The following is a 13923-nucleotide window of genomic DNA, read 5'->3' on the forward strand; positions in this document are numbered from 1 at the left end:
GGTGTCTCACTTATCTTGCCGGGGTCCTTTTTTAGTCCAGCTGTACAATATCTGTATCGGTACCGGTTGCGATCGTTGCCTGCTCGGTCGGGGAAGTTTGCATGGCGGCCGCATCTTGCTCACGTTGCTCAAGGGCATCAAGCCTCTTGGAGATGATCTTGGCGGTGTAGTGACCACACACTTTGGTGCGCAGCAGTATTAGGACGACGATGATCAGCAGCAGCACCCCTGTGAAGCACAGACTGGCGAGTGCCAGGCTCTGCAGCGCTGTCTCCGGGGCTCCGTGTACAAAAAGGAGGCTAAGCCCAAATACAAGGGTCAGGCACAAAAAAAGGAAAAAGAAAGCCACCACCACCCCAATGAATGCCAAGTAGCTCCAGCGGACGACCTTGGGGACTCCCTTTTCCAGGGCTTTCAGCCGGTAGAGCTCCGAGTAGTGGTCTGCAAGCGATAGCAGATCCTGCTTTGTCTCTGCGATGAGTGATCTAAACGTCTTTGCCATTATCTTTTTTTGTCTGTCGGTAGTTCTGCATGAGGTCCGGACGTGGTTGTGCGTCACGGCTGTACCCAAAAAAGTGCCCACAAGTGAGACCACCGGTATCCTCTCCGGGAAGTATCACTTGCAGGCCTCTGTTTTTTTTGTAGTGCCGGATAGAGCTCAATCCTTTTGGTCGAGTGCCTCCTTGAGGTTCTTGGAGATTTCCTTGCCTTCCTTGAGGGCTTCTTTCTTCATCTCCTCGAGCTCCTCTTTGGTGAGCTCTGCGAGCTCTTCAAAGGACTCTCTACTCTTTCTTCCCAGGTTCAGTGCCGAATCCATGGCGTCGTTGAGGGCATTCTGAGCGTCCTCCTTGGCATCCGCAAATCTACGGCTGAGATCGCGTCCTGCCTTGCGAGCGCGGATCCGTCCCTCATAGTAGACGTCTTTCAGGCTTTCGCCGGCACGCTCTGCCTTGTCGGACATATCGTCGATGAACTTATTGCGCTTCTCCTCATCAGAAAAGTAAGCGATGCAGGCTCCTATGGCCGTTCCGATTGCCACGCCGATCAGTACTTTCAGTCCGTTTTTGTTGCTCATAATCTTATCTATTTTAGTAAGTTACATTTTTATTTTCTGTTTCTGTCTTTTACAAAGATACTGATTTTTATCCGAAGCGACAACCCTACTTCCGACCGAGAAGACGGATGGACTTGGAGCTTTTCTGCCAGAGTACTGGGTAAAAAGGTGCTTCGAGTAGCCCAAAATCACCAAAAACACACGCTGGAAAAAGTGCGGTTTTTAGAGCGGTTTTTAGAGTTTTACAAACAACAGAGAATCAATTGATTGCAAGCAGCCCCAGGTTTCACGGATAGAAGCGATCGGTTTCACGGATAGAAGCAAAACTTTTCTCGGACAGAAGCAATCGTTTAGACGGATAGAAAAAATACGGTGATAAAAAAATCCCCCTCCACTTGAGCCATCGGAGGGGGGCGAAATACCTTTTTCCATCAATACCAATTTGTGTAACTTTGGGGTACAGTCCATCCAGCTGTAGGACACTGGCATTATCGGACTTTTTTTAGACGATCATTGACCTCCATGAACTACATACAAGTAAACTTTGACCTGCCTTCACAGGCCTCTACGGATCTCCAAGACACCCTCTCCTATCTGCTGGGTGAGATGGGGTATGAGTCCTTTTTTGTACAAGAGAGTGGCGTGTACAGTGCCTATATACAGGAGCCAAACTTTTGTACCAAGAGCCTGAGAGAGCTCGTGGAGTCGCATCCTCTACTACAGTCTCTGAAGATCGGCTACGAGTACGACTTGGTCCCGTCCGAGGATTGGAACAAGGTATGGGAGCGCCACTACTACGCTCCGGTGGAGGTCCTTCCGGGCAAGCTGGGGGTGCGAGCTTCGTTTCATGACCCTATGCCGTCGGTGGAGCAGGAGCTGATCATTGACCCCAGGATGGCTTTTGGGACAGGCAACCATGCGACCACCCTCGGCATGCTGCGTCTGCTGAGCGAGATCGACACGAGTGGCAAGCAAGTGATTGATATGGGCTGTGGCAGTGGCATACTGGGGATATATGCGATGAAAAGGGGGGCCAAGCACTGTCTCTGCATAGATATCGATGATGCAGCTGTCGAAAATGCCAAGTACAATGCCGAGCAAAACAACGTCTCAATAGAGGTGAAACGTGGCACCGCTGACACGCTGAAAGGGCTGGCACCGGTGGATATCCTCCTGGCCAATATCAATCGCAACATCATACTGGAGGACTGCGGGCGGTATGTGGCCGCGCTCAGACCCGAGGGCGAACTATTACTGAGTGGATTTTTGGGCACCGATGTCCCGATGATAGAGGAGGCACTCCTACGACTGGGCTGGGTGACATGCGACCTAACCAACCCCTCCGGTGAGTGGGTGGCCATGAGACTAACCAAAGAATAACAATGTGATCCCACACAACTAATGAATACTACCATGGAAGAAGATAAAGACCTAAACACAATAGCTCCAAGCACCAAACTATACCGTGGCATCCGGTGTGTCGGCATCCTGACTAGTGGAGGTGATGCTCCCGGGATGAACTCCGCCATCCGTGCCGTGACCCGCTGTGCGATCGCCTATGGCCTGACGGTAAAAGGAATCTACAGAGGGTACAAGGGGCTGATCGATGGGGCGATCAAGGAGTTGCAGACAGAGAATGTCAGCAACATCATCCAACGAGGAGGGACCAAGCTCAAGACAGCAAGGAGCAAAGAATTCATGACCAAAGAGGGACGAAAGCAGGCGTACGAAAACATGGTGAAGGAGGGAATAGATGCCCTCGTGGTGATCGGCGGTGACGGCTCTCTGTCGGGGGCTCGCATCTTTGCCAACGAGTACGACATCCCTATCGTCGGCATACCGGCCTCTATCGACAACGACCTATCCGGCACCGACCGGACCATAGGATACGCCACCGCACTCAACACCATCATGGAGGCGGTGGACAAGCTGCGCGACACCGCAAGCTCGCATGACCGACTGTTTGTCGTGGAGGTGATGGGTAGAGACTCCGGTTTTTTGGCCCTCAACGGTGCCATAGCAAGTGGTGCAGAGGTAGCTGTAATTCCGGAGTACAAAGCCTCCGAGGAGCAGATGAACAACATGATTAGCAGTGGCTTTAGGAAGAGCAAAAACAGCGCCATCATCCTTGTCGCTGAGAGCGAAAAGACAGGCGGAGCGATGGGCGTGGCTGAGCGAATAGAGGCCGCTCATCCTGAGTATGAGGCCCGAGTCGTGATCTTGGGACACATACAGCGAGGAGGCAGCCCCTGCGCACAGGATCGTATCCTGGCCAGCCGAATGGGTGTCGCCGCCGTGGATGCACTGCTGGACGGACAACGCAACGTAATGATCGGCATCCAAAACGACCAGCTCATCAATGTCCCCTTTTCGAGAGCCATAAAAGACGACAAGATAATGCAAGAAAGCGACTACCGGGTGCTGAATGTACTGGCTCTGTAACGTTTTATTTTAGAGCAACCAAATAATGAACCCTAAGTATAACAAGAAGTCGTACCCTTTTGCGTACCGTATCCTGGCACTTGATCTGGATGGGACGGTGCTGGATGATGAGAAAAAGATACACCCATCCACCTACAACGCACTCCTGGAAGTGCAACGCGAGGGCTTGACCCTGGTGATCGCCACCGGCCGACCGACCTATGGCGCAGCTCCGATAGCTCGTGAGCTACAAATGGACAAGTACGGAGGCTACTTGATGTCCTACAACGGAGGAAAAATAACCTCCTGTGCAGATGGACAAGTACTCGGACGCAAAACAATCCCCCTCGAGATCGTAAACGAGCTGTACGAGATCGTCAAGCAACGAAAAGGGGTGGAGATGATCACCTACACGAGAGAGGAGATTATAGCCGAGGACAAGGACAACCGACACATCCAGGCCGAGAGCAAGATAGACTTTGAGATGCCGATACGCGAAGTGAAGTCTCTACCCGACGCCCTGACGAGAGCACCACTCAAATGTGCTTTGGTGGGAGATGGAGAGGAGTTATTGTCCCTCAAGAGCGAGCTGGAGGCTCATTTTGAAAACAGACTCTCATTTTTCGTATCCGCAGAGAGCTTCATCGAGGTAGTACCCAATGGAGTAGACAAGGGGTACAGCTTGGATTTTCTCCTAAAAGACCTAGGGATCCCACGCAAAGAAGTCGTGGCTGTAGGTGACAACTACAACGACCTGCGTATGATCCAAATGTCCGGACTGGGAGTGGCCATGGCCAATGCCTCCGAAGCCGTCAAGAGGGTGGCCGACTACGTCACACTGTCCAACAATGAAGATGGGATAAGGCACTTCATCAACAAGTACCTCCTATACCCCGAGGAAAAAGAGGAGCAGATCTCGGTCGACCTCATCAATCAAATGCAAAAAAATACCCTAATGGAAAGTTTGGGAATCACGGTCACCAAGCTGTCCGAAGGGTACGTGGAGGCTACTATGCCCGTAGACCGACGCACTCGGCAACCGATGGGCATCCTACACGGAGGTGCCTCTCTGGCCTTGGCCGAGACTCTCGCCGGATATGGCTCGCTGGTACTCCTGCACAACAACGAAATACAAGTGGGGATGCAGGTCAGTGGCAACCACATCAGCACCGCACACGAAGGCGATGTGGTCAAGGGCATAGCCACCATCATCCACAGAGGACGGAGCACCCACCTCTGGAATGTCGAGATTCGCTCCGAAGCCGATGAGGTAATCTGCTCTGCACGTGTACTCAACAGCATCCTCAAAAAACGCTAACGACACCCCACGGAGAGAGAACAAGCCCGAGAACAAAGGTTTTTTTCGAAAAAATAAAGAACTTTGGAATATTTAGGGTAACTTCGCAGACATGGTTCTACTTCACCAGAACCGCAACTCCTTGTATACGCAACCATGACGATTCAAGAAAAGATAGCACAAATAACCCAAGAGATCAACGCCCTCACCCAACCCGAAAACCTCGAGCTACTGGAGGAACTGCGTCTAAAGTATCTGAGCAAAAAGGGAGCACTCAACGAAGTCATCAAAGAGTTCAAAGAGATGCCCAAAGAGACCAAACGAGAGCTCGGCATGCAGCTCAATCAGCTCAAGACCCTTGTACAAGATCGCATAGAGGCCTTCAGGGCACAGCTCGATAGTGACAACCACTCATCGGAGCTGGATGCACTGGATCTCAGCCGGACACCCTACCCCCTCCCACTCGGATCTCGACACCCACTCAACATCGTCCGAGATCGGATCATCGGTATCTTTAGCCGGCTGGGCTTCAACATCGCCGAGGGACCCGAGGTAGAGGACGATTGGCATGTCTTTGAGTCGCTCAACTTTGCCCCAGATCATCCGGCAAGGGACATGCAAGACACCTTCTTTATCGGACACCATCCGGAAATACTGCTACGCACACACACCTCCTCCGTCCAGACCCGGATCATGGAGCACCAAGAGCCACCCATCCGGATCATCTGCCCGGGTCGTGTCTACCGCAACGAAGCAATCTCGGCACGCGCACACTGCTTCTTTCACCAGGTAGAGGCACTCTATGTGGCGGAGCATGTCACTTTCCAGGACCTCCGTCAGGTCCTCTTACACTTCGCCCAAGAGATGTTTGGCCCCGAGACCAAGATCCGGCTACGCCCCTCCTACTTTCCCTTCACCGAACCATCTGCGGAGATGGATATCTCCTGCAACATCTGCGGTGGCGAGGGCTGTGGCTTTTGCAAGCATACCGGGTGGGTAGAGATTCTGGGCTGTGGCATGGTAGACCGCAATGTCCTCGAGGCCTGTGGCATCGATAGCGAGAAGTACTCCGGCTACGCACTTGGCATGGGGATTGAGCGAATCGCCAACCTCAAGTACAGCGTCAATGACCTCCGGCTATTCTCCGAAAACGATATCCGCTTCTTACAGCAATTTGAGTCCGTACGATGAAGCAAAGTGAGCGAGTAGAAAGCGTCCTGGCATGGTTTCGCAAGGAACGTCCGGTCGTCAAGACTGAGCTCAACTACAGCACCCCCTTTCAGTTGCTCGTAGCTGTCCTGCTCTCTGCTCAGTGCACCGACAAGCGCATCAATCTAGTGACTCCCGCACTTTTTGAAAAATACCCGGATCCCTGCACCATGGCAAAAGCCACTGCGGCAGAGCTCCTACCCTATATCTCCAGCGTCACCTACCCCAATAGCAAAGCCAACCACCTTGTCGGCATGGCACAAATGCTCTGCGACACCTACGACAGCACCGTGCCGGACGACCCCAAGCAGCTGGTCAAGCTCCCGGGTGTGGGACGCAAAACAGCCAACGTCGTCCTCAGTGCCATCTACGACCAACCACGCATTGCCGTAGACACACATGTCTACAGAGTCTCTCGCCGAATAGGCCTCGTGCCCCTATCCGCCAACACCCCTCTCAAGGTCGAAGAAAAGCTCATGCAGGTCATCCCGGAGCAGTACTTGGCGGATGCGCACCACTGGATCCTCCTTCACGGGCGATACATCTGCACAGCACGCAACCCCAAGTGCCCCGACTGTGGCATCAGCCACTACTGCAAGCACTACGAGAAAAGGACAAAAGTAGCCCCAACCACCACACCGGCCAAGAAAAAGTGACAAAAGACCACCTATAAAAAACCCGCCACTATGGACACATCCAAGTTCACGATTCCCTACATTCCAGTACTTGACTCACTTGACCTCTCCTCCAACGAGATCATCATGGAGGAGCAGGGGCTCAGGCTACCCATCATGTACAACAGCTGGCCGGATCAGTACAGATACATTCCCGTCACGGCAGTAGATCTAGCCTACACCAACACTGGGATATACCTCCGCTTCCAAAGCAGAGGCAAAGGGCTGAGAGCACAGTTTGGAAAAGACGGTGATCCGGTACACCGAGACAGTTGCGTAGAGGCATTCATCCGCTTTCCTGGAGACGAGAGGTACTACAACTTTGAGTTCAACTGCATCGGCACCTGCGATGCCTCATATCGCCTCGACCGAAACGAGCAAACCCCATTCACTGCCAAGCAATACAGCTACATCAGCAGATCCAGCAGTGAGAGGACAGGGGTCCTCTTTGAGCGTCCCATGGGCATACACTACTTCACCGTATCGGTCAAGCTGGACTTCAACCTCTTCGGCATCCAAAGCCCCGATGAAATCCCGACCGGTATCCTCGCCAATTTTTACAAGTGTGGCGACGACACCACCATCCCCCACTACGCCAGCTGGCACAAGGTCGATGCACCACATCCCGACTTTCACCGTCCCGAGTCTTTCCTCCCCATAGCATTTGCCAAGAGGGAAAAATAGCCCACCACCGAGCCACGAGGCGCACCAACCCTACAAGCACGCGTCTTTTCGCAAAAGCCTTCTATTCTACTCCACCGGAGCAGAGGAGAGATGTGCGTGTGTACTGACATCAGTCTCAAGTCCCCATCGGATCGTTTTAGGACACACAAAGAAACGGAAGCTCTGTCTGCACAGACCTTCCGTTTTTCGTTTCAGGATGCCCGAGCTCAAAAGACCCAAACAACCAGTATAATAAGGAGTGCGCAGGATGAGATTCGAACTCACACACCCAAAACGGGCACTACCCCCTCAAAGTAGCGCGTCTACCGATTCCGCCACCTGCGCAAAGGATTTTTGATGCTTGATCCATCTTTGATCAAAAGTGCCCGGGACAGGAATCGAACCTGCACGGCATTGCTACCACTAGTACCTGAAACTAGCGCGTCTACCAATTCCGCCACCCGGGCAATAAAAGCAGGATCGCACCAAGACTTGGGCCTACCCAAGCATCCTATTTGTGATGGCAAAGATACCACCATTTTTCTTACCCACCAAGAAACTTGACCACAAAATTGCATCACACCACACAAATACGAGTGACAAACTCACATCGGAACAGAAAGACTCACTGCTCACAACTTATCACTATATTTATCCATCCATAGACCTGGAGGTCGGAACACAGTAGATTTCAAACAAAGAAAAATGGGAACACTAAACATCAAACGCGCATATATCGACGCAAAACCTGAGGATGGGTATCGCATATTGATTGACCGTCTATGGCCACGTGGAGTCACAAAGGAGATGGCCGCCATCAATGAGTGGGCAAAAGAGATCACCCCATCCACCGAGCTCCGCAAGTGGTTTGGGCACAAAGAGGAAAACTTTGACAAATTTCAGGATCAATACCTAGAAGAGCTGGATGCCAACCCCGAGGCCGAAACATTTGCGAAGCACTGTAAGGAACTCCTAACCCACGGCAATGTGACCCTCGTCTACGGTGCACGCTCGGCCACTTGCAACCACGCCGTGATCCTGAGAGACTGGATACTCAGGCATTCATAACCCACTACAAAAAGGTACCATCTATATAGAATGCTCCAAAACGATTGACACAAACACACAAGGTGCTTCGGACTCACACTTTGCTGATAAAATCACCTCACGACAAATAGGAGCCGACAATGTCCTAAACGCCCAAAATCCTCAATACAGGCGGACGGTGGTTGCGGAAAATAGTGTTATCTTTGTGTAGTTATGGAGAATAGCCGGCAAGGCGATCAGGAGGAGCGACACGACTGGAGAGAAGTGTGCAAAACCTGGCGACCCACTCCGGCCCATTTTTTACTCACCCTATTACTTTGTTTTATAGATTATGATATATATCCCCAAGGTGAACGACAGCACCTACTACCTCGGTGTGAACGATCGCACCAAAGCACTCTTCGAGAACCTCTGGCCAATACCGGGTGGGGTTGCCTACAACTCCTACCTGATCATGGACGAAAAGACCGTCCTTGTGGACACCGTGGATGTCTGCTATGCGGACATCTTTTTGCATCACCTCGATCAAGTGTTGGACGGTCGTACACTGGACTACTTGGTCGTCGACCACATGGAGCCGGACCACTCGGGATCCATCGCCCTCCTCAAAAATAAGTACCCGGACATTGTGATCGTGGGCAACAAACGCACCATGCCGATGCTCAAGGGCTTTGAGGGCATTGACCAACGAACCCTAGAAGTGGACGAGACGACAGAGCTAAATATCGGCAGTCGCTCCCTAAGGTTCGTAATGGCCCCTATGGTACACTGGCCGGAAGTAATGTTCACCTACGATCCACTCACCAAGACACTCTTTAGTGCCGATGCCTTTGGCTCCTTTGGGACCCTGGACGGTGGAATAATGGATGAAGAGGTCGATCGCCAAAAATTTTTGGATGAGGTCTATCGCTACTACTCCAATATTGTCGGGAAGTACGGTCCCCAGGTCCAAAGGACGCTCAAAAAAGCAGCCACACTCGAGATCGAGACGATCTGCAGCACTCACGGTCCAATATGGCGTCGCCACATTCCAGAGATTCTGGACATCTACGACCGCCTGAGCAAGTACGAGCCGGAAGTGGGAGCGACGATCCTGTACGGCTCAATGTACGGTCATACCGAGCAGATGGCAGAGCTGATCGCACGCTCACTCAGTAGTCACGGTGTCAAGCAAGTACGCCTCCACCACCTTGGTGCCGGACACTCCTCCTATGCTCTTGCGGATGTCTTTAGGTACAAGGGGGTGATCATTGGCTCCCCTACGTACAACCTAGAGTTTTGGCCACCCATCTCCGACATCATCACCAAGATCGCACAGCGAGGCATCCCACAGCGCACCCTGGGCTTCTTTGGCTCCGGTGCTTGGAACTGTGCGGTAGAGAAAAAGTTTGCCGAAGCCGCTGAGCAACTTCGCTGGCCAATCGCCACCGACCCGGTGATGATGATGTGTGGCATGGATGCCGAGGCTGAGGCCAAAGCCTGGGAGATGGGCAAGACACTGGCTGAGCAGATCCTTGCAGAATAACGACCCTAACCATAGTTTTTTTTTCAAAACAAAACAGACAAGACCAGACCATGAGAGTAATCATCCAACCCGATAAACAAAAGCTTGCCCTCTGGGCAGCCACTCACGTAGCCAATCGAATCAACGCGGCACGACCGACAGCCGAGAAGCCCTTTGTACTAGGGCTCCCCACAGGCTCCACCCCGTTGGGAATGTACAAGGAGCTGATCCGGATGCACAAGGAGGGAAAGGTCTCCTTTGAGCACGTCATTACATTCAACATGGACGAGTACATCGGCATCCCCAGAGATCATGAGCAGAGCTACCACACATTCATGTGGACCAACTTTTTCAGCCACATAGACATCAAGCCCGAGAATGCACACCTACTAGATGGCAACGCCAAGGACATTGAGGCAGAGTGCCAAGCCTACGAGGATGCGATGAAAGCCGTAGGCGGAGTAGACCTATTCATTGGCGGTATCGGTCCGGACGGACACATCGCCTTCAACGAGCCGGGCTCCTCACTTTCGTCACGCACACGAGTGAAAACTCTGACGACAGATACCATCATTGCCAACTCTCGCTTTTTTGACAACGACCTGAACCAAGTACCCCGCACGGCAGTGACCGTCGGTGTAGGCACGATCCTGGATGCCAAGGAGGTCATGATCCTCGCCAACGGACATGGCAAAGCACGCGCAGTCTACCACGCAGTGGAGGGAGCTGTGAATCAAATGTGGACCATCTCCGCACTCCAGCTACACCGCAAGGGCGTACTCGTGGTGGATGAGGAGGCCTGCGCCGAACTAAAGGTGGGGACCTACCGCTACTTCAAGGACATAGAGAAAGACAACCTAGCCCTATAGACAAGATGCTTCGACTCCTAACCACCTCTATCGTCTGGATACTCACGGGGCTATCTCTCTTTGCACAGAGCGACAGCATCACCGTCTACCCCAGTCGGCACGGCATGGAGCCGGGAGCGATGCGTCGCACCCTATTTGCACTCCGCCTACCCCAAAACTTGGCGAATGAGCCGATCGAACTGACCCTGTCCGGAGCCACGGACAGCAACCTACAGCCACAGGTACTCCTAGCCGACTCCCTAGACGTACGAGACCTCGACGACTACAAGGGACGGATAGCCTACCGCCAGGCCAAAACAACAGGTGGCTACCCCACCCTGAGATTTGAGGCCAAGCCCGGAGCCGTCGCATACATCGTGGTCAATATCCCGCACGATGCACGTCCGGGCAATACCCTCACCGTGAAGCTGGAGCAGGCCCGTGTAGGCAAAAAGTCCATCGCACTCAAGCAAGGGAATAGGTACGGACTCACTGCAGAGCGACGCCTATTTGCACAGTACAAGCCTCTATTTGTCCCCGGAGACACCGGTAGCAAAAACTTCCGGATACCCGCTCTTCTCAAGACAAAAAAGGGAACCCTCATCGCCGCCGCAGATCGACGGAAGTACAACCAGATCGACATACCTCACGACATAGACATTGTCATCCGCAGGAGCTTTGACGGAGGCAAGAGCTGGACCGGCACACAGTTTGTGATCGAGGGGCACGGCTACGGACATGGCTACGGAGATGTGGCACTGGTCCAAGCCCCAAGTGGCAAGATCGTGATGGTCTTCATCGGAGGGCCGGGACTTTGGGGTTCCACGCCCGAAAACCCCATGCCCACCTACGTCATGACCAGCGACGACGATGGCGCCACCTGGTCGGAGGCAAGAGACATCACCCACTTCCTCTACGGGGCAGAGTGTCCGGATCCGGTCCGAAAAGGCTTTCTCAGCTCCTTCTGCGCCTCCGGACAAGGAGCAGTCTCTGCGACAGGACGGATCATGTTTGTCGCCGCAATCCGCACCGGACAAGCGCACAAGCTGGACAACTACCTCATCTACTCCGATGACGAGGGCGAGACCTGGCAAGTATCCGAGTGCGCCTACAGCGGTGGAGATGAGTCCAAAGTACTGGCTATGCCCGACGGCACGATCCTCATGAGCATACGCAACCCCCACCGCAACGACAGAATCTTCAGAGTAAGTACGGACAATGGAGTCACCTGGAGCGAGACCGGCACACAAGCCTATGCCGGACTGCACGACCCCGCATGCAACGGTGCGCCTCTGCTCGTAAAACACGATGGGAAGGTGGGACTGCTCCACTCCTTGCCCAAAGGACCACGCTCTCGATGGGACGGAGTGATCTACCGATACGACGCCACCCGGCAAAAGTGGTCGGAGCCATACCTCGTCAATCCGGGGATGAGTGCCTACTCCGACATGACCCTCATAGACGACGAGACGATCGGCTACTTTGTCGAGGAAGATGATCAGATGACCCTGACCTTTCTCACCCTACCGGTCTCAGCACTCTTTTGAGCAGAGCTACGAGAGTAGAGTAGGACTAGGGGGCACGTTACATTTGCCCAACGACTAGGAGCGGTGATGTCTGCGCGACTCACCTGCTCACCCAAAGAGAGGGTGCGCCAAAACAACGGTTTTGACGCGCCCTCTCTTTTGTCCATTTTGTACCAAAATCTGCTCTGCTTTTTACGCTCCAAAAAAGCTCAAAATTTTTCTTCTTTCCGTCTAAGCGCTTTCTTCTATCCGTGAAAAGTTTTGCTTCTATCCGTGAAACCGATCGCTTCTATCCGTGAAACTCAAAGGCTCCTATAAGCGCCTGATTATCACCTCTTCCCCAAAAGTTTTTGACTTATAGGTCAAAATGGAGGGTGAGTTAAAGGTCTTTTCTAGGTATAGAGAGACATATAAGGGTTTGAAAAGCTTTGAAGTGTTAAAAGTGAGCCAACGCGAATGTATAGGTCAAAACGGTGGGTGATACAGGGGGATAAGCCAGAGTTTATCGTATCTTTGAGCATTTGAAAAGGCGAAAAAATGAACCAAAAAATGTCCGAAGTGAGGGAGCCTCAGTGTGATTAGTCATGGACGCAGGGGTACACACAAGAGATATTTGTGCAAGAACTGTGGCTCATCGTTCACAGGAAAAAGGCACATAAGTAAGGAGCAGATATGGGACTTGTACGGCTTATCGCAGGCTAAAATCGCGGAAGCACTTGGAGTAAGTCCGAGCACGATAAAACGGAGACTTCAGGAGGTCTCAGTTGACTTTAAGACGCCCATATTAAGCGAGGGAGTTATTCACATAGATGCGACGTATTGGGGTAGAAACCAAGAACTAATCGTTGCGTTGGACGATAAAAGTGGTTGCGTACTCTATCGGGAGTGGATCTCTCACGAAAGCAAAGTGGACTATGCAACAGCCCTTAAAAAGATAGAGGAAGGGGGCTATAAGATATTGGCAGTGGTAACTGATGGAGGAGTCGGTCTTGACGTGGCACTGAAGCATTTTCCCACACAAATGTGCCAGTATCACTTTATCGCAATCGTCCGACGAAAACTTACTCTTCGACCCAAACTACCTGCGTCTCAAGAGCTTCTGGCACTTGCTATGAGTGTAGGAAAGATATCCCGTATCACATTCTGCTCGCAGCTCAAAAAGTGGGAGACCAAGTGGGATACTTTTCTCAAGGAGAAGACCATAAATGATGAAAACGGCAAATGGCAATACACGCACAAATCACTTAGATCAGCCCACTTTTCCTTTCGTCAATACCTCCCTACACTCTTTACTTACGAGGAACATCCGGATATACAGATCCCTAAAACCAATAACGCCATTGAAGGGCTATTTACTGCACTCAAAAGCCGTCTTAGAGCGCATAATGGAATGTCCCAAGCTCACAAGAAACGATTCGTGGATGGGTTTTTTAGGCATAGGGATATCGCCCAGTTTACATCCAAAAAAGAGGAGGGGCAATAGTACTCCTCCCCTGTCAGTGTAAACTGTTCTGACTCCATTGACCGTATCCCTCACCGGTTGCACCCCTGCAGAGCCGGCTACGTTTCAGGTCAACGAACAAAGGTATCTGTTTTTTTCTTCTACTTCGCCCACCATTTTGACCTATACGCCTCTTTTTATTACCTTTGTAACGTGGTTATTGAGTTGCAATACAGGTT

13 protein-coding genes and 2 tRNA genes are annotated in these 13923 nt (G+C 52.1%); 11 read left to right on the forward strand and 4 right to left on the reverse strand.

Annotated features, from left to right (window positions below; genetic code table 11):
• Positions 1-31: 31 nt before the first annotated feature.
• Together AC1EK1_RS04470 and AC1EK1_RS04475 are read right to left on the reverse strand one after the other, a co-directional pair.
• On the reverse strand, positions 32-502 hold the full coding sequence (locus AC1EK1_RS04470) for a hypothetical protein (protein ID WP_480306846.1): 471 nt from the start codon (positions 500-502) through the stop codon (positions 32-34).
• 156 nt (positions 503-658) lie between these two features.
• A complete protein-coding gene (locus AC1EK1_RS04475) occupies positions 659-1075 on the reverse strand; it encodes a YtxH domain-containing protein (protein WP_480306847.1) in 417 nt (138 codons plus the stop codon).
• 501 nt (positions 1076-1576) lie between these two features.
• Here AC1EK1_RS04475 and prmA point away from each other — a divergent pair.
• The 6 genes from prmA (at position 1577) to AC1EK1_RS04505 (ending at position 7339) form a co-directional block, all read left to right on the forward strand.
• On the forward strand, positions 1577-2434 hold the full coding sequence (prmA, locus tag AC1EK1_RS04480) for a 50S ribosomal protein L11 methyltransferase (RefSeq protein WP_480306848.1): 858 nt from the start codon (positions 1577-1579) through the stop codon (positions 2432-2434).
• A gap of 33 nt (positions 2435-2467) precedes the next feature.
• Positions 2468-3496: a 6-phosphofructokinase gene (gene pfkA, locus AC1EK1_RS04485; protein ID WP_480306850.1), complete on the forward strand. Its 1029-nt coding sequence runs from the start codon at positions 2468-2470 to the stop codon at positions 3494-3496.
• Between the two features lie 25 nt (positions 3497-3521).
• Positions 3522-4793 carry a Cof-type HAD-IIB family hydrolase gene (locus AC1EK1_RS04490; protein WP_480306852.1) on the forward strand — a complete coding sequence of 424 codons (1272 nt, stop codon included), beginning with the start codon at positions 3522-3524 and terminating at the stop codon, positions 4791-4793.
• 135 nt (positions 4794-4928) lie between these two features.
• Positions 4929-5963 carry a phenylalanine--tRNA ligase subunit alpha gene (locus AC1EK1_RS04495; protein WP_480306854.1) on the forward strand — a complete coding sequence of 345 codons (1035 nt, stop codon included), beginning with the start codon at positions 4929-4931 and terminating at the stop codon, positions 5961-5963.
• Positions 5960-6637 (forward strand): endonuclease III, encoded by a 678-nt coding sequence (nth, locus tag AC1EK1_RS04500; protein WP_480306855.1) that lies wholly within the window; start codon positions 5960-5962, stop codon positions 6635-6637. Before AC1EK1_RS04495 ends, nth begins: the two co-directional genes overlap by 4 nt.
• A gap of 30 nt (positions 6638-6667) precedes the next feature.
• Positions 6668-7339, forward strand: coding sequence for a carbohydrate-binding family 9-like protein (locus tag AC1EK1_RS04505; RefSeq protein ID WP_480306857.1), 672 nt, complete (start codon positions 6668-6670; stop codon positions 7337-7339).
• Positions 7340-7578: 239 nt separating this feature from the next.
• Here the strand turns inward: AC1EK1_RS04505 and AC1EK1_RS04510 are convergent.
• Together AC1EK1_RS04510 and AC1EK1_RS04515 are read right to left on the reverse strand one after the other, a co-directional pair.
• Positions 7579-7663: transfer RNA gene (locus AC1EK1_RS04510), tRNA-Leu, on the reverse strand.
• 38 nt (positions 7664-7701) lie between these two features.
• Positions 7702-7785: transfer RNA gene (locus tag AC1EK1_RS04515), tRNA-Leu, on the reverse strand.
• A 238-nt stretch (positions 7786-8023) separates the two neighbouring features.
• Here AC1EK1_RS04515 and AC1EK1_RS04520 point away from each other — a divergent pair.
• The 5 genes from AC1EK1_RS04520 to AC1EK1_RS04540 all read left to right on the forward strand — a co-directional run bounded on the left by AC1EK1_RS04520 (position 8024) and on the right by AC1EK1_RS04540 (position 13726).
• Positions 8024-8386, forward strand: a complete 363-nt coding sequence (locus AC1EK1_RS04520) for a DUF488 domain-containing protein (protein ID WP_480306859.1) — start codon at positions 8024-8026, stop codon at positions 8384-8386.
• Positions 8387-8696: 310 nt separating this feature from the next.
• Positions 8697-9890: an FprA family A-type flavoprotein gene (locus AC1EK1_RS04525; protein WP_480306861.1), complete on the forward strand. Its 1194-nt coding sequence runs from the start codon at positions 8697-8699 to the stop codon at positions 9888-9890.
• A gap of 50 nt (positions 9891-9940) precedes the next feature.
• On the forward strand, positions 9941-10738 hold the full coding sequence (gene nagB, locus AC1EK1_RS04530; RefSeq protein ID WP_480306863.1) for a glucosamine-6-phosphate deaminase: 798 nt from the start codon (positions 9941-9943) through the stop codon (positions 10736-10738).
• A gap of 5 nt (positions 10739-10743) precedes the next feature.
• A complete protein-coding gene (locus tag AC1EK1_RS04535) occupies positions 10744-12264 on the forward strand; it encodes a sialidase family protein (RefSeq protein ID WP_480306865.1) in 1521 nt (506 codons plus the stop codon).
• Between the two features lie 553 nt (positions 12265-12817).
• The gene (locus AC1EK1_RS04540; protein WP_480306597.1) at positions 12818-13726 is read left to right on the forward strand and encodes an IS256 family transposase, variant Zn-binding type; all 909 of its coding nucleotides are present in this window, start codon (positions 12818-12820) and stop codon (positions 13724-13726) included.
• Positions 13727-13923: the final 197 nt, after the last annotated feature.

The sequence above is a fragment of the Porphyromonas sp. C0026D3 genome, assembly GCF_056590775.1.